This is a genomic window from Halorubrum sp. PV6 (genome assembly GCF_003990725.2).
In the GTDB taxonomy this organism is placed as follows: Archaea; Halobacteriota; Halobacteria; order Halobacteriales; family Haloferacaceae; genus Halorubrum.
In genome coordinates, this window is record NZ_CP030064.1 from 1184515 (window position 1) to 1202825 (window position 18311).

Below are 18311 nucleotides of genomic sequence, written 5' to 3' on the forward strand. Positions count from 1 at the left end.
GACTCGCGCGAGGCGGCACCCATGAGTCTCGACATCGGCGTCACGGACGGCACCGCCGAGGGGAACCTCCTCGCGGAGCTGTTTTACCCCGTCTTCGAACTGCTGTTCGACCCCGACGGCGACTTCGTGGCCGACGTGGAGCGCAAACTCGCGGAGGCGCGCATGGCGGACCAAGTGGAGATGTTCATCTCCAGGGCGCTCGGTGTCGGCCTGATCGTCGGCGGGGTGCTCTGGGCCGTCGGGACGCTGATTGGGTACGGCGCCTTTTCGCTCGGACTGGTCCAGCCGGAGTCGCTCTCGCTCGGCGTGCCCGTGTCGGGGCCGGAGATGCAGGCGTTCCTGCGCGCGCTCGTCGTGCCGACGGCGGTGCTCGTCAGCGGGCTCGTGTTCGGCTCTATCGGGTTCGCGACCGGGTTCGGCGGCATCGTCGCGATGCCGTACTCGCGGGCGTCGGCGCGGAAACGCGAGATAAACCTCCTCTTGGCCGACTCGGTGTCGTTCATGTACGCGCTGTCTGTCGGCGGGCTGAACCAGCTCGAAATCCTGCGCGCGATGGCGGCGGCGGAAGACACCTACGGCGAGGTGTCACGCGAGTTCCAGAGCATCGTCAACGAGACGGAGTACTTCGGGACCGACTACCGGAACGCGATCCGCCAGCAGTCGATGGAGACGCCCTCCGACGAGCTCTCGCAGTTCCTCGCCGACATGCTCTCTATCGTCAACTCCGGCGGCGACATGGAGGGGTTCTTAAAAGACAAAAAGGAGAAACACCTCCGCACGTCGAAACAGGAGCGCGAGATGACACTGGAGACGCTGGAGCTGTTCGGCGAGATGTACATGACGCTGTCGCTGTTCCCGCTGCTTCTCATCATCATCCTCGTCATCATGGGGATGATGGGCGAGTCCGACCCGCGCCTGCTCTACGCGACCGTGTACGCGCTCATTCCGCTGACGGGCGTCGGGTTCCTCGTGTTGGTCTCCACCGTCAAGCAGGACGAGCCGGGCGACGGCTACCTCCATCCAGACGGGGGGAGCGACCGGCTTCAACAGGCCAGCCAGGAAGGGCTGATCCACTTCGGGCTCATCGAGGGGTTCGTCGGGCAGTTCAGCGTCTTCGACCGAATTCGCGACAAGGAGGGGACGTACAAGACAAAACAGATCGTCTCCGAGCCGCACGTGTTCTTCCGAGACAACCCGCTGTACACGCTCGCGGTGTCGGTTCCGACCGCGCTCGTCCTCGTCGCCATCGCGGCCGCCTCGGGGACCGCACCCACGACCGTCGACGGGTGGGTCGGCCGGCCCGTGTGGTCGACGTTCATCTGGGTGTACGTCCCCGCCTACATCGTGATGGTCCCGCTCGCAGTGTTTCACGAGTGGAGCCGACGGTCACAGCGGGCGGTGACCGAGAACCTCTCCGAGAGCCTCCGAAAGCTCTCGTCTGCGAACGACACCGGACAGACGCTCCTCGAATCGGTGGCGGCGGTCTCCGAGACGTCGAGCGGTAAACTCGCAGAAGAGTTCGAAGTGATACACGCGAAGGTGAACTACGGTATGAGCCTGCGGGACGCCTTCGTCGAGTTCAACAACACCTACGCGGTCCCCCGACTCGCCCGGACGGTGAAGCTCATCTCGGAGGCCCAAGAGGCTTCCTCGGAGATCACGGACGTGTTGACCACGGCCGCGCAGGCCTCGGAGAACCAGGACGACATCGAACGCGACCGGCGGTCTCGAACCCGGATGCAGGTGGCGATCATCGTGATGACGTACGTCACCCTCCTCGGCGTCATGGCGATCCTCCAGACGCAGTTCATCGAGGTGATGGGCGGGTTGGCCTCGCAGGCCGACAGCGCCAGCACCGCCTCGGCGGGCGGCGGGCCGAGCTTCGGCGGCGGGGGCGTCGAGCCGGACGTGCTCTCGCTGCTGTTCTTCCACGCCGTGACGCTGCAGGCGATCCTCTCCGGCTTTATCAGCGGCTACATCCGTAACGCCGACCTCGTCTCCGGCGTCAAGTTCTCCGTCGTCCTCATGACGCTCGCGCTGGGGGTGTGGATCTATGTCGGCTGACGGCGCCCGCGCGCAGACCCCGGTCGACTTCGCCGTCGGCGCGGGCGTGTTCGTGTTGACGCTCGCGTTCGTGGTCGCGTTCGTCCCGACGCTCTTCGACCCGTTCTCGGCGGCCGCGACCGCCTCGCCCGTCGTGAGCGACCGCGTCGCGTCCGGCGTCGCCGGCGATCTCCTCGCGGCGTCGCCGACGGAACCCGGCGTGTTGTCGCCGGCGTGTACCGTCGCGTTCCTGACCGCGAACGCGACGCTCGGGACCCAAGCGGGCTGTCACCCGGAGGTCGCCGCGAGCCTCGCGAGCCACTACGGAATCGACGGCGACGTACAGGTGGTGATCCACGACCTCGACGAGCGAACTCCCAACCAGAACCCGTCGAACCTCTCTATCGCGACCCGGTACGGCGTGTTCGATGTCGAACAGAGTCGGTCGACCGGCGATCCGAACGACGTGGGACGCGGGGACGTGACCGTCTCACAGCGACTCGTCTCGCTCGGCGGGACGCAGTACCGGCTCACGGTACGGGTGTGGTGATCATGGGCTCGTCGAACGACCGGGGACAGGCGCACACGCTGGAGGCGTTCGCGGCGGCGATACTGCTCGTCGCCGGGCTCACCTTCGCGCTGCAGGCGACCGCCGTGACGCCGCTTTCGGCCAGCACGTCGAACCAGCACATCGAGAACCAGGAGCGGGCGGTCGCCACGGACTTCCTGACGACGAGCGCCGAGAACGGCGACCTCACGGCGGCGATACTGCGCTGGGACCCGGAAAACGAGACGTTCGTCGACAGCCCCCCCGACGTCGACGGCGAGGGATACACCCAAGCGAGGGGGCCGAACGGCTTCGACGCCGCGCTCGGGCCGTTCGGCGAGTCGCTGAACCGGACGTTCGTTGAGCGGTCGATCGCGGTCAACGTCGAACTCCGCCACTACAACACGTCGGCGCGCACGGAGCGGAACGTGACCTCGCTCGTCGACATGGGCGAGCCGAGCAACAACGCGGTGACCGCGACCCGAACGGTCGCGCTCCCGGACGACGCGAACTTGACCGCGCCGAACTACACGGACACGACGCTGCGGGGACTGGCGGACGGGACCGATCCGGGCGCGTTCTACGCGACCGAGACGGCCTCCGGACCGCTTTTCACCCACGTGGAGGTGCGCATGATCGTATGGCGGATGTGAGCTTCGACCTCCCGGACCGGGGGGGCCTGTTCGGCGACGGCGCCCGCGGCAGCGACCGCGGCCAGCTGCTGCTCGTCGCGGGGCTGGTGATGGCCGTGTCGCTCGTGGTGTTGGTGGTGCTTCTCAACTCGACTATCTACAGCGAGAACGTCGCGACCCGCGGGATCGAATCGGCCGACGGAGAGGCGATGGAGGTGCGCTCGACCGCGGTCGGCGGGACGGGCGAGCTCCTCGACTCGACCAACCGCGCGGGACCGAGCGGACACGGCGACGCCGAGACGACCGTCCGGGCCGGGGTCGCGGACCTCGACGAGGCGATGGCGCGGTCCTACGCGGAGCGCGGTGGCGTCGCGCGCGTCGAACTGGTGGGGACCGAAAACGGGAGCCGCATCGCCGCCGCGCTGGCCGCGGCCGATCCGAGCGCGGCGACGCTCGCGGGCGATGTCGACCGGACGCGGGGCTTCGTGTTCGCGGCCGACCCGACCGGACTTACCGACACGGACGCGGCGAACGCCGACACCGACGCGTTCCACGTCGACCTCAACGCGTCGACGGGCGGGAGCCGACAAGTGTACGTGTACAACGGGACCGACGGCAACGTCACGGTCGCGGTCGGCGAGGACGGCGGCGAGCCGAGCGTCCGCTGTTCGGTCCCGCCGGACGACCGCGTCGTCGTCGACTTCACCGCCGAAAGGCTCGGAGACCGGCCGTGTCCGGGGATCTGGCCGCCGTCGCTCGTCGCCCCCGGCGACGCCTACGACATCGGCCTGATAAATGCGAGCGAGGCCGCCGGCGAGGTGACCGTGACCGCGCGGCCGCGCTCCGGTGACACCGTCACGACCGACCTCACCGCGGCGCGACAGCCCGCCACCTACGAGGCGACGATCAACCTCTGGTACCGGACCGCGGACCTGCGGTTCGAGACCGCCGTACGGGTCGCACCCGGTGAGCCCGATGCGTGACCCGCGCGGCTCCGGCGGCGCTCGCTTCCGGGACGACGGGCGCGCCGTGAGCGTCACCGTCGGCTACGTCATGACGCTCGCCATCGGCGCCATCTTGCTCTCGGGGGTCGCCATCGGCGTCGGCGGCGTGGTCGAATCTCAGACGGAGCGCACGGTGGAAAGCGACCTCTCGGTCCTCGGCCAGACCGCGGCGGCGAACGTCGAGAGCGCCGACCGGCTGGCGCGCGCGTCGGAGGTCGACCGGTCGACCGACCCCGGAGCGACGGCCGCCAACGTCTCGGTCGTCGTTCGCCTCCCGAGCCGGGTCGCCGGGGTTCCCTACGAGATTACGGTCGACGACGACGCGGTGACGCTGCGCACCGAACGCCCCGAGACGACGCTCGTCATCGACCACGCGGCGCGGCTGAACGTCACCCCGGCGACGGTCCGCGGCGGGTCGATACGGCTCGCGTACAGTTCCACCGGCGCCGACGCCGGCAACCTGACCGTGGTGGAGCGATGACGGACCGGCGATCGCCGACCGTCTCGATCGGGGACGGAGAGCGGACGGCCTTCGCGAGCGACGCGCGCGGCGTGAGCAACGTCGTCGGCTACGTCCTGATCTTCTCGCTCGTGACGATAACGATCGGTACGGTGTTTGCGGTCGGGATCACGGGGCTCGAAGACCGACAGGCGGCCGAGCGCGTCGCGAACGTCGAGCGCGCCTTCGACGTGTTCGACGACAACGTGCGAGACGTGCAGCGATACGGCGACCCGAGCCGCTCCACGGAGATCCGGCTCAGTGGCGGAACGATCTCGCTCACGGAGCCGACCGCCGTGGAACTGCGGAACGCGTCCGGCGGCCTCGTCGGGCGGTCGCTCGACAGCCGCTCGCTCACGTACACGAGCGGGGACACGACGATCGCGTACGAGAACGGAGCGTGGTTCCGCGGCGACGGCACGGGCGCCGTGATGCGCTCCGAGCCGCGGTTCGTCGCCGCGGACGGGCGGACGACGCTCCCGATCGTTCGATTGTACCCGCTCGGCGAAGAGACCGTCGAACAGGAGGGGACGGTCCAGATCGTCGTCGAACGGTCCTCTCGTCCCCAACTCGTGGAGACGGCGGACGCCAGCGCCGACGACGGTCCCTTCGACCTGTGGATCGAGTCGCCGTACGCCGAGGCGTGGGAACGGTACTTCGTTCGCACCGACGGGTTCTCCGTGAACACGGACGCGACTGACACCGCAAACGACACCGTCGTCGCACATCTCAACCACAGCGACACGGTGTTCGTCGCGGACGACGCCGTCAACGTCCGCCTCCTTCGCTGAGGCGTTCGGTTGCGGCCCCGCCACATCACCTAAGCCCGCTGGGCCGCATCGTTCGCGTATGACCGAGCAGTTGTACCTCGCGGACGACGCGGTGACGACGTTCGAGGCGACCGTCGAACGGGCGCTTGACGACCGCGTCGTCCTCGACCGGACGCATTTCTACCCAACCGGGGGCGGCCAACCGCACGACACCGGGACGCTCCGGGTCGCCGCGTCGGCGACGAACGACGGGGCCGACGGTCAGACGGCCGAGGCCGCCGACGCCGGCCGGCGGTGGCGGGTCGTCGACGTCCAGAAGACGGACACGATTTATCACACGCTCGAACCGGTCGAGGCGGCTTCGGCGGACGATCCGGTGCCCCTCCCGGAGCCCGGAACCGCGGTCATCGGCGAGATTGCGGTGGATCGCCGCCGCGCGCACTCGCGGTATCACACGGCACAGCATCTGCTCTCGGCGCTGCTCGTCGACGAGTTCGACGCGTCGACGACCGGAAATCAGCTCTACGACGACCACGCCCACCTCGACGCGGCGTACGACCGCTTCGAGGCGAGCGACCTCGACCGGATCGAAACGCGGCTCAACGAGCTCATCGACGAAGACCGTCCCGTCGAACGCTACACCATGGAGCGCGCGGCGGCCGAAGAGACGCTCGACACCGACCGCACGCGAATCGACCTGCTTCCCGACTCGATCACGGAGCTACGGATCGTCGAGATCGGATCGCCCGGCGGTGCGGACGACGGCACCGAACCGTACGACCGGACCGCCTGTGCGGGGACGCACGTCGCGACCACCGCCGACATCGGCCGCGTCGTCGTCACGGGCCGCGAGACGAAGGGGAGCGACGAGGAGCGCGTCCGGTTCGCGCTCGCCGACCACCTCGGGGAGACGTGAGGTCGCGCTGACGCGCCGCCCGTAGGGAGCGATCCCGCCGTTTAAATACGATCCGCGGTTGGTTCCGCCATGAAGTTCTGCGACGAGTGCGGATCGATGATGAAGTCCGGCGAGGGCGAGGACCACTGGGTGTGTGACTCCTGTGGCTACGAGATCGGCCGCGAGTCAGACGACGACGAGTGGACCACGGAGTCGCAGGTCGAGTCCGAAATTATCGACGTGAGCGACGCGGAAGACAAGGGGCTCCCGCAGACGAACGCACACTGTCCGGAGTGTGGCAACGGCCGCGCGTACTGGTACATGCAGCAGATCCGGTCGGCGGACGAGTCCGAGACCCGCTTTTTCGTCTGTACCGAGTGTGAACACAAGTGGCGAGAAGACGACCACTGAACTCACCGACCCCCCGGCCGCCGCGTCTCTTTTAACTGTCTCGGTGCAGAACCGCCTCCATGGACCCGCCCGTCGTTCCGCGCGACCGCCTCGACGACTGGCGGCTCGTCGACGAGACCGCCGAGCAGGCGTTCGTCGCCGGCCCGGTCTCCGTCGACGCGAGCACGGTGCGGTACGAGCGGGCGTTGGCGGACCCGCCTCGCCCGTTCTGTTTCGCGAGCCGCCTCCGCATCCGGCCGCCGAGCGCGCCGAACCGGGCGCTCACCGCGCTCGTCGAGCGAAAGGCGCGAGCCGGGTTCCGCGACCGGCTCGCCGACCGCGCGATCGACGCCGTGGAGCACCGCGGCGACCGAGAGATATCGGTCGCCGACCCGAACGCGTCGCGAGCGACGCTGTCGACGTTCCGCGGCGTCGCGCGGGTCGGCGACAGGCGCGGCGTGCGCGTCGAGGCGCTGCTCGCGGTCTGGGTGGCCGGCGAGTACCTCCTCGGCGGGGGCGCGTATCCACTCGACGAGGACGCGTATCCGGACGGAACGGGCCCCGCGGACGCCCGAAGCGAGCTGATCGCGATCGTACGCGAGATCGAGTCACCGGCGTGACGCGGCGAGCGGCCGTGTTGATCCCCGTGAGAGTCTAACAGGGCACCGGCGTCGCGCTCGAATCGATCGGCGAGCCGTCGTCGCGGTAGTCCGACTCGTCGATGGCGCCGGCGAACATCGGGAGGTGAAGCTCGTAGGCGTACAACACGTCGAACGCCGCGAAGGGGTCCAGGCCGTTCGCGATCGCGTCGCGCGCGGTCAACCGGACCCCCGCGCCGAGCGTCACGATCGGGTCTCCGGCGATGGTCCCCGCCGCCTCCAACCCGAACTCGTTGCCGGCGGCGGGGTCGGTCAGCACGGAGAGGTGAACGATCGTCGCGATCCTCGTCTGCCCGTCGCCGATACCGATCGGGTACCCCTTCCCCGAGAAGCACCGCGTGGGCGACTCGGCTCGGTCATCGCCGGACATCTGACCGAGACTAGCGCCGGCGAACCCCTCGCCGTCGGTCGGTTCGTCCGCGTCGATGGCAGCCGTCTCGGCCGTGTCGCCGTCGACCGCCGCCGCGCCACCGACGAGGGCGCCGCTCGCGACGGTCGCCGTCACGACGAGCAGCGCGACGGCACACGCGGCGAACGCGGCGGTCGCGGGCTTGACGCGGCGTGTCATCGAGTGGATATTTGTCAGGGCGGATAAAAACGGCGCGGGATCGGTTATCCGGTGTGATACTCAGAGAGACGCGTCGTCAGACCGCGTCACCGGAGGGTGTCGCCCCGGTCACGCCTCGTTTAAGAGTCCCCCGACGAGGAGCTCCGCGGAGGCGACGTTCGTCGCGAGCGGGACGTCTTTCACGTCACAGACGCGCAAGAGCGCGGAGATATCGGGCTCGTGAGCCTGCGCGGTAAGCGGGTCGCGGAGGAAGACGACGCCGTCGATCTTTTCGTCGGCGATCTCCGCGCCGATCTGGAGGTCGCCTCCGTAGGGGCCCGAGGCCTGGCGGTCCACGGTCAACCCCGTCGCGTCGGCGATGCGTTTCCCGGTCGTGCCGGTGGTGACGAGTTCGCACGCGCCGAGCGCGTCGGCGTGAGCGGTGACGAACTCGACCATCTCGTCTTTCAGTTCGTCGTGAGCGATAAGGGCGATGCGCATACGTTCCGTTCTCGCTTACGGTATAAGTGAGTACTGAAAACCAGTATTAGAACTGATATGTGGATCGGAACGTATAGGTCCGGAACGGGCCGTTGTACCGGTATGAGTCGCAGTCAGGTCGCCTGCGCCGGAGCGAGCGATGGACCGTAGCCGCGACCGCGGCGTCACGAGTGTCGTCGCCACGATTCTCATGGTCGCCCTCGTCGTGATAATCGCGGCGACCATCGGCGTCGCCGTGTTCGACTTCGAGAGCGGGCTCGCGGAGCCGCAAGAGCTGCGCGGTTTCGGCGACGCCGAGGTGACGCTCGGGCCCGAAAACCGATCGTGGGGCGGATGGGACGGCAACGACAGCTACTCACCTCCGCCCCGCGGTGACATCGACATCGTTCGTGTGCCCTACGTCGCGGGGCCGACCTTCCAGGGCGACGAGATCGGTTCGATACTGATCCGCTGGGAAGGCAGCGACGGCGAGAGCGGTCAGGTTCGGTTCCTGAATCCGAACCGCTTCGACGCTGACTCCAACCAGACGTTCCACGACGGCGATGTCGGGGAGTTCTGCACGGGCGATTTCGGCGTCGGCGACACGCTCACGATCCGGATGGCTCACAACCGGTATCAAGGCGGAGGAGAAACTGATCCAGACAAGATCGGGGGAGAGCAATATGTCGAGTCGAACCAGAACGACATCGCTCGCGGCGGCGACGAGCCCTTCTTCCGGGTCGAAAACAGGTATCCGGTCGACTTCAGCGGCGACCGCCCGATGGAGCCGGGCGACTCCGTGGAGATATTGTTCATCGGCGTCAACGACAAACAGCCGATCGCCAGAACGACCGCAGTCGCGACCGCGGCGACCGACAAGCCGACAGCGCGGAGCAAGCCCGGTTGTTGAGGCCCGTCGACGGTCACGGAGCCGCGGACGACTCGGTTACTTAAACCGGAACGTCTCCAGGTTCTTGGGCGCGAACGTCCGCATGTTGTAGTCGTGGTACAGCGCCGACGAGAGGTCCTGGACGGAGCGCTCGTCGCCGTGAACGCACAGCACCTTCTCCGGACGCGGGTTCATCGTCTTCACGAAGTTCTCTAACCCCTGCCGGTCGGCGTGGCCGGAGAAGCCGTCGACGACCTCGGTCCCCATCTCTAGGGTGAGAGTGTCGCCGCGACCGCCGCCGCCCCAGCCGTCGACGGGAATCTCGTCCCAGCCGTTCTGGATCCGGCGACCGAGCGTTCCCTGTGCCTGGTAGCCGACGAACACGAGGTTCGAATCGGGCTCGGGGCCGATGTGGCGCAGCCACGACATGATGGGGCCGCCCTCGATCATCCCCGACGTGGAGATGATGATACACTCGTCGCCGTCGGCGACGTCCTGCCGCTCGTCTTCGCCGCCGTCGATGTGGTTGAACTGGTCGGCGAGGAACGGGTTCTCGTCGTCGTGGAAGATGCGGTCGCGGAGGTCGTCGCGGAGGTACTCGGGGTAGGTGGTGTGGATCGCGGTCGCCTCCCAGATCATCCCGTCGAGGTGGACGGGCATCTCCGGGATATCGCCGTTCCGCATCGCCTCCTCTAAGACGAGCATGATCTCTTGGGACCGTCCCACGGCGAACGCGGGGATGACGACCTTCCCGCCCGCCTCGTACGTCTCGTTGATGACCTCCTTTAACGCCTCCTCGGAGTCCGCCTGATCGGTCTGGTAGTCGTCGCGACCGCCGTAGGTGGACTCCAAGACGAGCGTCTCGACCCGCGGGAAGTCGTTGACGGCGCCGTTGAACAGGCGCGTGTCCTCGTAGTGGATGTCGCCGGAGAACGCGACGTTGTAGAGCCCGTCTCCGATGTGGAAGTGAGTGACGGCGCTCCCGAGGATGTGGCCCGCGTTGTGGAAGGTGAGTTTCACGTCCGGCGCGATGTCCGTCACGTCGCCGTACTCCAGCGGGATGGTGTGTTTGATCGCCTCGCGGACCTGTGCGGACTCGTAGGGCGGCGTCCGACCGTCCTTGGCGGCGACATCGAGGTAGTCGAGCGTGAGCAGACCCATCAGGTCGCGGGTCGGCTCCGTCGTGTATATCGGGCCGTCGTAGCCGTACTTAAATAAGAGCGGCATCAACGCCGAGTGGTCGAGGTGGGCGTGCGTGAGGATGACCGCGTCGAGCGTCGCGGCGCCGGCCCCGAGCGCCTCGGGGACCTGGAGGTACGGGACCTCGCCCTCGGCGCCCGGCTTGTCGCCGCAGTCGATCAGGATCCGCGTCTCGGGCGTCGAGAGGATGAAGGCGGCGCGGCCGACCTCGCGACAGCAGCCGAGCGTCGTGATCCGGACCCACTCGTCGTCGGACATCTCCTCGCGGTGGATCTGTCGCCCGACGCGTTCGAGGATGTCGCGCCGCTCCTCGCGCTCGTTTTTCAGGAATCCGCGGACGTTCGAAACGGTGGAGGATTCGATCGGTGGCGTCCGCACGACTTCCGGCGTCCAGCCGACCTCCTGGGTGATCTCCCGGAGCGTCGAACCGCGGCGGCCGATCACCATGCCGGGCTTTTCGGCCTCGATGACGACCTCGCCGGTGTCTTCGTGGAAGTCGAGGTCGGTCACGCCGGCCTCCTCGGGGATCACCGAACGGACCTCCTCTTCGGCGCGCGCCGGCGGGGCGAGCGCGCTCGGGTCCGGACGGACGGTGATCCGCTTCCGGAGCTTTGAGGCGAGCCGACGAATGAGGTCGCCGTCACCGGCGAACCGCTTCGGATCGCGGGTGTACACGACCAGTTCCGGCCCCTCGTATTTGACGTCGGTGACCGTGATGTCGTTCGGAATCTCCTGTTCGATCTCTGATTTTATGGTATCGAGTTGCTTATCGACTTGACTCATATCTCACTGCGGGTCGTCGGGACCGCCGTCGTCGTCGAGCGGCAGGACGCGCCTCGGCAACGAACGGTCGACCGTGACGGAGTAGGCATAGTGGTAGTACTGTCCGTAGACGGAACCGTGCGGGAACAGCCTGCGAAAACCCGCTTGCAAGAAGATTATCCCGGCCGTTATAAAACCCTTCGCAAAGGGCAAACCCCCTTGTCGTGAAAAGAAGCGTATGCGAATCACGCCCGAGACGGTCCGACGGGAACGCGCGTGGGTCCGCGAGCGAGCCCCGGTCGTCGTCCCGATTCTCAACGAGACCCGCGAGCGGCTGGGTCGGCTCTTCGAAACCGACGTGGACTCCGTGGCCCCCGAGACGTATCGCAGAGAGGTGAACGCGGTGTTCGCCGACGGCGAGGTGGCGGTCAACGTCGCCGCCTGCGTGGCGCTGCTCCGCGACCTCGACGTGGCGGGCGACTATCCGGGCTTCGTGGTCGACGAGGTCCTCGGCCGCGAGCTGGCGGCGACCGTCGCCGGCGGACGCCCGCTCTCGCTGCTCGCGCAGGCGACCTTCCACCTCGTCGACGTGCGGGTGAGCGGAGACGAGACGGCGGACGGGGCGGGGGCCGCCGGCGCGGACGACCTCGACGCCGCGCTCGCGGCGGGGTTCCAGACGCGGCTCCCCGGCTGGGACTGGCGAGAGGAAGCGAGCCCGTTCGCGGTGTCGCCGTCGGACGAGGACGCTTAACTCGTGAACTTCCGGACGAAGTCGTACCCCGCGTCGAGGACCGAGTCGGGGAGGAACCGCGCGAGGACGCCGACGCGAGCGACGGTGCCGGGCTGGACGCGCGCCGGCGGCTGGGTCGCGCTCGCGGCGTTGACGATGGCGTCGGCGACGACCTCCGGCTCCACCGCGCCGGGGCCGTCGCCGCCGACCAACTGCGTCTCCTCGAAGAGCGCGTAGAACGCCTCGTAAGCGCCCGTTCGGTCGAGGGCGCCGTCGTCCGCGTCGCCGTCGGCGTCGTCGGCCTCCGACCCGCTTCCGGGCGCCTCTCGCTCCGCTCGCTTCGAGAAGTTGGTTCGCACGGGGCCGGGTTCGACGACGACCACGTCGACGCCGAACTCCGCGACCTCGTTGCGGAGGGCGTCCGACAGCGCCTCCATGGCGAACTTCGAGCCGCTGTAGACGCCGCCGCCGGGGAACGAGATTCGTCCGGCGACCGACGACACGTTGACGATCGTTCCCTCGCGCTCGCGGCGCATACCGGGCAACACGGCCTTGATGAGCCGATGCGGGCCGTACACGTTCACGTCGAACTGCTCGTGAACCTTCGCGGTCGGCACGTCCTCGACCGGCCCGAACTGCCCGTAGCCGGCGTTGTTGATCAGCGCGTCGATCGCCCCCTCCTCGTCGAGGATGCGGTCGACGACGCGGTCGATATCGGACTGGTCCGTCACGTCGAGCGTGGCCAGTTCACAGCCCGCGTCGCCGAGCGTCTCGATATCTGCGGGATTGCGCGCGGTCGCGTACACGGTCCACCCCTCGTCAAGGAACGCCCGCGCCGCGGCGCGTCCGATACCCGAGGAACAGCCGGTGATGAGTACCGTCTTCTGCACGCGTTGTCGGTCGCCCCCCGGCGGCATAACTCTCCCGACCGGCGACTGACAGGGTTCGACAAGCGACCGCGTCGAGCGAAACGCAATCGACCGGGAACAAAAGCGCGCGTGGCGCGAAGACGCGCCGAGAGGGGGAGTTACTCGTCCGACGCGTCTTCGTCTGCGTCGTCGGCGTCGTTCTCCTCGTTCTCCTCGTCGTCTTCGTCCTCGTCGTCCTCACTCGCGACCAGATCGCGTTCTTCGAGGATCGACGCCACCTCGTCGGTCGGGAGTTCGGTGTAGCCGTCCTCGGGCGTGATCGTGGCCACGCCGACACCGTCGGGCGTCAGCTCGCCGTCGTTCGGCTGGGCGAGGGTGTCGAGCGCCAGCCCGACCGCCTCGTCGGTGGAGAGGTTCTCTTCGTATTCCGCTTCGAGGTAGTCCCGGAGATCGTTCCGGTTCGAACCGATCGAGAGCGCCTGCCACTCGTAGGGCGTGCCGGACGGGTCGGTCTCGAACAGGCGCGGCTCGCCGTCTTCGATGCCGCCGACGATCAGCGCGACGCCGAAGGGGCGCGCGCCGCCGACCTGCGTGTACTGCTGGATGTGGTCGGTGATGTTCTTCGTGAGCGTCTCGATGCCGATGGCCTCGCCGTAGCGGAGGCGGTTGATCTGCGCCTGCCGGCGGGCGAAGTCGATGAGTTGGCGGGCGTCGGCGACGTGGCCCGCGCTCGCGACGCCGGCGTGGTCGTCGGCCTTGTGGAGTTTCTCGATGCTCTCCGGTTCCATCAGCGGGGACCGGGCGCGCTTGTCCGCCGCGAGGACGACGCCGTCCTCGGCGCGGATACCGATGCTCGCGGTCCCGCGTTTCACCGCCTCCCTGGCGTACTCGACCTGGTAGAGCCTGCCGTCGGGAGAGAAGATAGTAATTCCTCGGTCGTACGCCTGCTGTTGGGATTGTCCCTGCATGATATCACTCGGTGTCGAACGCCGTCGCGCCGACGTACTCCGACTCGACCCACACGTCGTACGCGTCTTCGCGCACCACGGCGGACCGCTCGGTGTCCTCGAACGCGACGTCTCGCTGTGTCGAAGGTGGGCCCGCGCGACCCATATATCTTTCCTCACAGGCACGTACCGTCCCCGAAATCCCCCGAACCCGGATTCCGACGGGGTCGCCGTCGACCTCGCTCACGCACGCGATGGCCGCGCGCGCCTCGTCGACGTGACCGTGGCGGGCCCGAACGATCGCCTCCCCCTCGCCGTCGTCGTGTGCGAAGGAGAGCAGCGTCAGGTCGGCGTCCGCGCTGCTGGCGTCGCCGAGGAGGTTGCCGGCGGCGTACCACAGCGCGCGCTGGAACGCTCGCCGCCCGAGTTCGGCGTCGGGCCACGTCTCGATGCCGACGGCGAGGTAGCGCCACCGCGGTCGGAGGTGTTTGGGGAGGTGTTTCATACGAGGCTCACTGCGGGGTGGTGGTTCCGTGGCCGCCGTCACTCTCACCGAGTCGCTCGGCGACGATCACGGCCACCTGATCGTGGACGCGCTCGACGGCGGTGACCGCGAACCCCTCGGCCGTGATCGCCGCGACGAGCGTGCCAACGGTGGCCGGATCGTCGACCGCCGGGCTGTAGAACGGCGCGTCCGGGTCCGGCGTCTCGAAGAACGCCACGTCGCCGAGGACGATCCGGCGGGCCCCCGTAGCGGCCATCTCGCGGATCGCCGCTCGCTTCTCGTCGTCCGCGAGGTGGTGGAGCGCGAAGTTCGAGGTGACGACGTCGACCCGCTGGTCCGCGTCGACCTCGGGGCTTCGGAACTCGCCGTACGCGAAGGAGACGTTCGAGAGCCCCCGCTCGTCGGCCTTGCGACGCCCCTCCGCCATCATGCCCTCGCTGATGTCGCGGGCGAGGACCCGTTCGGCGTCGGGCGCGAGCGCGAGCGCGATGGCGCCGGTGCCGGCGCCCAGATCGAGGACCACGTCGTCGGGACGGGGGGCGGCGTGTTCGATCACCAGATCCGCGCAGGCGCGGTACTCCTCGCTCTTCGAGTCGTCGTACTCGGCGGCCTTCTCGGAGAAGCGAGCGGCGTGTTCGTCAACCGTCTTCTTCATACCGTCCCAGTCTGACCCCTGGCTCTATGAAGGCCTCGGAGGCACGCTCCCGGTTTCGAGCCACGACATCGCCCCATGCCCGCAGCCCCGACCTGACCCACTCCGCCTCGAACCCGACGGCCGTGGCGGCGGCGACGACCTCTCGCGGCGCGCGGAGGTCGAGGTGCGACCGCGGGTTCGCGCTGACCACGTACGGCGCGTCGTAGTAGGAGACGATCTCGCGGAGCTTCCGGAGGTCGCTCAGCGCGCGGACCCGCTTCCCGCCCGTCGCGCGGAGCAGCGGCCCGAAGTCGAACTCGACGTGGACGCCGTTCTCGCTGGCGGCCTTCGCGAGCACGTGGTTGAAATCCCCCGACCCGCCCATCGGCCGAACTAACACGTCGATCCGGGGCTCCTCGACCGCGAAGCGGTTGAGCGCGTCGTCGCCGCCGACGAGACAGACCACGGTGCGACTCGGTCGGTAGTTGCCGACCGCGCCGGACGCGCTCGTGGCGCTGTCGACGTCTATCTCCACCGCGTCGACCACGTCGATTCCGTGTTCCTCGCTCAAGGCGGCGGCGTCGGCCGACGGCGTGCCGTCGTCGCGCGGCGGTTCGAGCGCGTCGCGCGTCCGGACGACGACCCCCTCGTAGCCGTACCGCGCCGCCGTGGCCGCGTGGCGGGCGGCGGTCGACTCGCCGTCGGGGTGTGCGTGGACGGCCTCGTACATGACGCGTCGTTTCGACTCGGAGCGTATCGACGTTGCGCTTTGCGGCCGGGCGAGTCCGAACACGTCGTGACCCCACGCGAGACGCGTCGACCGCCCTCCGGTCGCGACGCCGCCCCCGGACCACCCGTCGCCGACCCGGTCGCTTTTGTCCGCCGGCCGGAACACCTGCGTATGCCCGCCGAGTTAGCAGAGAAGACGGACCGCTACGAGCAGATGCTCGCCGACGCCCTGGCGGTCGCGGAGCCGCGCCCGCCCGCCGAGACGCCGCTCGGCGAGGCCGCCGCCGACATCGCCGAGATGGCGGAGTCGTACCTCGAAGACGGCCGTCACTTCCGCGCGGACGGCGACCCGGTCAACGCGCTCGCGTCGTACTCGTACGGCTACGGGTGGCTCGACGCCGGCGTCCGGCTGGGGCTGTTCGCCGTCCCCGACGACACGGAACTGTTCACGACCTGAGCCGGACTGCGGTCGACCGCTTATAAACCCCGCGCCGCCCCTCGTTGCTTCCGGCCACGGGCGCGTTTTATACCTCGCCCGTCAACGGAGTTCACAGATGAGCACCGCGCTGTTCGTCGTGAGCGAGGAGGGGTACTGGGCCGAAGAGTGCATCGAGCCGCTGACGACCCTCGAAGCCGAGGGCGTCGACGTGACCGTCGCGACCCCGTCCGGATCGCCGCCGGTCGTCGACGAGCGGTCGCTCGACCCGGAGGCCGCGGGCGGCGAAGAGCGGGTCGCAGAGCTACGAGCGGTCGACGAGGAACACCCGAAGCTCAACGACCCCGAACCGGTCGCGACGGTCGCGGCCGACGACTACGACGCCGTCGTGTTCCCCGGGGGCCACGGGACGGTCTGGGACGTGAACCAGGACCGACACGCGCGCCAGCTCCTGCTCGACGCGGTCGCGGGCGAGGCGGGCGTCGCGCTCGTCGTCTGCCACGCGGTCGGCATCCTCGGGTTCACCCGCGAGGCCGACGGGACGCCGCTCGTCGAGGGGCGCTCGGTGACCGGCTTCCCGAACGCGTGGGAGGAGGACATCGTCGACGACCACGACGTGATGCCGGACGGCAGAAAACTCCCGTACTGGGTCGAAGACGAGGTCGTCCTCGCCGGCGCCGACTGGGACGCCGAACTCGACGCCGACACGAGCGTCACGGTCGACGGCGACCTGATCACCGCACGCGGGCCGGGGTCGTCCGCGGCCGCGGCGGCGACGCTGCTCGACGAGCTGTAAGGTCGCGGCTCCCTGGAAGCGTCCGAAACGCCGCTTTGCCGTTTTCGCTTTTAAGTGCCGCAGCCGCCCGCTGAGTTCGGCCGCCGAGCGCTCACGCCGACAAGCCGAGCGTCTCGGCCAGCCGGTCGGCGATCCGACCGGCTACGGCGTCCTTCGAGCCGACGGCCTCCTCCGGGTCGGTCCCGTCGTCGCCGACGAGGAGGACGCGCGTCTCGTCGGCGCCCATCACGCTCGCGTCGTTGGCGACGACGAAATCGAGGCCGACCCGGTCGCGGATGCGCTCCGCCTCCGCGACCATCGCGGCCTCGTCGCCGGACGTTTCGGCTTTAAATCCGACGATCGGGAGGTCGGGATACGCCTCTCGAACCGAGTCGATTAACTTCGGCGTCGGTTCGAGATTCACCGACAGCGGCGACCCGGACCGGATCTTCTCGTCGACCGCGTCGGCGGTGAAATCGGCGATGGCCGCCGCCGAGATCAGCGCGTCCGCGGTGGCCGCGGTCCGGCGGCACGCGTCCATCATCTCCGCGGCGGTCTCGATCCGTACCACGTCGGCGTAGGGCACTTTGGGGCCGTCTTGGACCAGCGTCACGCTCGCCCCCCGGACGTAGAGCGCGCGGGCGACCGCCCGCCCGGTCTTTCCCGACGCTCGGTTGGTCAGGATGCGGATCGGGTCGATCCGCTCTTTCGTCGCGCCCGCGGTGACGACCACGTGGGTCCCCGCGAGCGACTGCGGCGTCGTCGCGCGGGCGAGCTGCGTGATGATGTCTTCTTCGGTGGCGATCTTCGCTTTCCCCTCCTCGATCCGAGGGTCCGCGAACCGGACGCCCCACGCTTCGAGCCGATCGAGCGCGTCGAGGACGCCGGGGTGGTCGTACATCGGCTCGTGCATCGCCGGCGCCATCACGACCGGCACGTCAGCGCCGAGCGCCGTCGTCGCGCAGGTCGTGACCGGGGTGTCGTCGACCGCGGCCGCGATCTTCCCGGCGGTGTTCGCGGTCGCGGGCGCGAGCAGGAGCACGTCGGCCCACCCGTCTCGGCCGCAGAGTTCGACGTGTTCGACGGCCCCGGTGATCTCGGTGACCACGGGCTCGTCGGTCGCGAAGTCGACGGCCCACGGGTGAATGATGTTCGTCGCCGCCGGGGACATGACGGCCCGCACGCTCGCGCCGTGACGGCGCAGTTCGTGCGCGAGTTCGACGACCTTCACCGCCGCGATGCTCCCCGAGACGCCGAGCGCGACGTTGACCCCCTGTAGCATTATTGAGAGGGTTCCGGGCGCGTCGGCTTATAAGATGTCGTTGTCCGACGTTCGCTTGCTGAAAAAACCGCGTCGACGCATCGAACC

Annotated in this window: 23 protein-coding genes; 13 read left to right on the forward strand and 10 right to left on the reverse strand. The window is 68.7% G+C overall.

Annotated features, from left to right (window positions below; translation table 11 throughout):
* Positions 1 to 21: 21 nt before the first annotated feature.
* The 9 genes from DOS48_RS19605 (at position 22) to DOS48_RS19645 (ending at position 7400) form a co-directional block, all read left to right on the forward strand.
* Positions 22 to 2064 (forward strand): type II secretion system F family protein, encoded by a 2043-nt coding sequence (locus tag DOS48_RS19605; protein ID WP_127117348.1) that lies wholly within the window; start codon positions 22 to 24, stop codon positions 2062 to 2064.
* A complete protein-coding gene (locus DOS48_RS19610; protein WP_127117349.1) occupies positions 2054 to 2593 on the forward strand; it encodes a hypothetical protein in 540 nt (179 codons plus the stop codon). The genes DOS48_RS19605 and DOS48_RS19610 overlap by 11 nt, the downstream gene beginning before the upstream one ends.
* A 2-nt stretch (positions 2594 to 2595) precedes the next feature.
* Complete coding sequence (locus tag DOS48_RS19615) at positions 2596 to 3243, forward strand: hypothetical protein (protein WP_127117350.1); 648 nt, start codon at positions 2596 to 2598, stop codon at positions 3241 to 3243.
* Complete coding sequence (locus DOS48_RS19620) at positions 3231 to 4205, forward strand: hypothetical protein (protein ID WP_127117351.1); 975 nt, start codon at positions 3231 to 3233, stop codon at positions 4203 to 4205. The genes DOS48_RS19615 and DOS48_RS19620 overlap by 13 nt, the downstream gene beginning before the upstream one ends.
* Complete coding sequence (locus DOS48_RS19625; protein ID WP_127117352.1) at positions 4198 to 4707, forward strand: hypothetical protein; 510 nt, start codon at positions 4198 to 4200, stop codon at positions 4705 to 4707. Before DOS48_RS19620 ends, DOS48_RS19625 begins: the two co-directional genes overlap by 8 nt.
* Positions 4704 to 5516, forward strand: coding sequence for a hypothetical protein (locus DOS48_RS19630; RefSeq protein WP_127117353.1), 813 nt, complete (start codon positions 4704 to 4706; stop codon positions 5514 to 5516). Before DOS48_RS19625 ends, DOS48_RS19630 begins: the two co-directional genes overlap by 4 nt.
* A 58-nt stretch (positions 5517 to 5574) precedes the next feature.
* The gene (locus DOS48_RS19635) at positions 5575 to 6411 is read left to right on the forward strand and encodes an alanyl-tRNA editing protein (protein WP_127117354.1); all 837 of its coding nucleotides are present in this window, start codon (positions 5575 to 5577) and stop codon (positions 6409 to 6411) included.
* A gap of 69 nt (positions 6412 to 6480) precedes the next feature.
* Entirely contained in the window at positions 6481 to 6801 is a 321-nt protein-coding gene (locus tag DOS48_RS19640; RefSeq protein ID WP_127117355.1) for a transcription factor S, read from the forward strand.
* 59 nt (positions 6802 to 6860) lie between these two features.
* Positions 6861 to 7400 carry a hypothetical protein gene (locus DOS48_RS19645; RefSeq protein ID WP_127117356.1) on the forward strand — a complete coding sequence of 180 codons (540 nt, stop codon included), beginning with the start codon at positions 6861 to 6863 and terminating at the stop codon, positions 7398 to 7400.
* Between the two features lie 34 nt (positions 7401 to 7434).
* On the opposite strand, the gene DOS48_RS19650 is transcribed toward DOS48_RS19645, so the two are convergent.
* Positions 7435 to 8007 (reverse strand): hypothetical protein, encoded by a 573-nt coding sequence (locus DOS48_RS19650; RefSeq protein ID WP_127117357.1) that lies wholly within the window; start codon positions 8005 to 8007, stop codon positions 7435 to 7437.
* 108 nt (positions 8008 to 8115) lie between these two features.
* Positions 8116 to 8487, reverse strand: a complete 372-nt coding sequence (locus DOS48_RS19655; RefSeq protein WP_127117358.1) for a methylglyoxal synthase — start codon at positions 8485 to 8487, stop codon at positions 8116 to 8118.
* A 139-nt stretch (positions 8488 to 8626) separates the two neighbouring features.
* Here DOS48_RS19655 and DOS48_RS19660 point away from each other — a divergent pair, with 139 nt between their 5' ends.
* Entirely contained in the window at positions 8627 to 9376 is a 750-nt protein-coding gene (locus DOS48_RS19660; protein ID WP_127117359.1) for a type IV pilin N-terminal domain-containing protein, read from the forward strand.
* A 36-nt stretch (positions 9377 to 9412) separates the two neighbouring features.
* Here the strand turns inward: DOS48_RS19660 and DOS48_RS19665 are convergent, their stop codons facing one another.
* A complete protein-coding gene (locus tag DOS48_RS19665) occupies positions 9413 to 11338 on the reverse strand; it encodes a beta-CASP ribonuclease aCPSF1 (RefSeq protein ID WP_127117360.1) in 1926 nt (641 codons plus the stop codon).
* Positions 11339 to 11341: 3 nt separating this feature from the next.
* A complete protein-coding gene (locus DOS48_RS19670) occupies positions 11342 to 11530 on the reverse strand; it encodes a hypothetical protein (protein ID WP_168654249.1) in 189 nt (62 codons plus the stop codon).
* A gap of 25 nt (positions 11531 to 11555) precedes the next feature.
* On the opposite strand from DOS48_RS19670, the gene DOS48_RS19675 reads away from it, so the two are divergent.
* Positions 11556 to 12068: a hypothetical protein gene (locus DOS48_RS19675; RefSeq protein ID WP_127117361.1), complete on the forward strand. Its 513-nt coding sequence runs from the start codon at positions 11556 to 11558 to the stop codon at positions 12066 to 12068.
* On the opposite strand, the gene DOS48_RS19680 is transcribed toward DOS48_RS19675, so the two are convergent.
* The 5 genes from DOS48_RS19680 to DOS48_RS19700 form a co-directional block, all read right to left on the reverse strand.
* Positions 12065 to 12964, reverse strand: a complete 900-nt coding sequence (locus DOS48_RS19680; RefSeq protein WP_127117362.1) for an SDR family oxidoreductase — start codon at positions 12962 to 12964, stop codon at positions 12065 to 12067. The genes DOS48_RS19675 and DOS48_RS19680 overlap by 4 nt on opposite strands.
* 110 nt (positions 12965 to 13074) lie before the next feature.
* Positions 13075 to 13884, reverse strand: coding sequence for an archaeal proteasome endopeptidase complex subunit alpha (psmA, locus tag DOS48_RS19685; RefSeq protein ID WP_127117363.1), 810 nt, complete (start codon positions 13882 to 13884; stop codon positions 13075 to 13077).
* 4 nt (positions 13885 to 13888) lie between these two features.
* Positions 13889 to 14368 (reverse strand): Rpp14/Pop5 family protein, encoded by a 480-nt coding sequence (locus DOS48_RS19690; RefSeq protein WP_127117364.1) that lies wholly within the window; start codon positions 14366 to 14368, stop codon positions 13889 to 13891.
* A gap of 7 nt (positions 14369 to 14375) precedes the next feature.
* Entirely contained in the window at positions 14376 to 15023 is a 648-nt protein-coding gene (locus DOS48_RS19695) for a class I SAM-dependent methyltransferase (RefSeq protein ID WP_127117365.1), read from the reverse strand.
* Positions 15007 to 15732, reverse strand: a complete 726-nt coding sequence (locus DOS48_RS19700) for an RNase P subunit p30 family protein (protein WP_127117366.1) — start codon at positions 15730 to 15732, stop codon at positions 15007 to 15009. Before DOS48_RS19700 ends, DOS48_RS19695 begins: the two co-directional genes overlap by 17 nt.
* Positions 15733 to 15903: 171 nt before the next feature.
* Between DOS48_RS19700 and DOS48_RS19705 the strand changes: the two genes are divergently transcribed.
* Positions 15904 to 16188: a DUF357 domain-containing protein gene (locus DOS48_RS19705; protein WP_127117367.1), complete on the forward strand. Its 285-nt coding sequence runs from the start codon at positions 15904 to 15906 to the stop codon at positions 16186 to 16188.
* Between the two features lie 97 nt (positions 16189 to 16285).
* Positions 16286 to 16963: a DJ-1/PfpI family protein gene (locus DOS48_RS19710; RefSeq protein WP_127117368.1), complete on the forward strand. Its 678-nt coding sequence runs from the start codon at positions 16286 to 16288 to the stop codon at positions 16961 to 16963.
* A 91-nt stretch (positions 16964 to 17054) separates the two neighbouring features.
* Here DOS48_RS19710 and coaBC read toward each other — a convergent pair whose 3' ends face one another.
* Complete coding sequence (gene coaBC / locus DOS48_RS19715) at positions 17055 to 18224, reverse strand: bifunctional phosphopantothenoylcysteine decarboxylase/phosphopantothenate--cysteine ligase CoaBC (RefSeq protein ID WP_127117369.1); 1170 nt, start codon at positions 18222 to 18224, stop codon at positions 17055 to 17057.
* Positions 18225 to 18311: the final 87 nt, after the last annotated feature.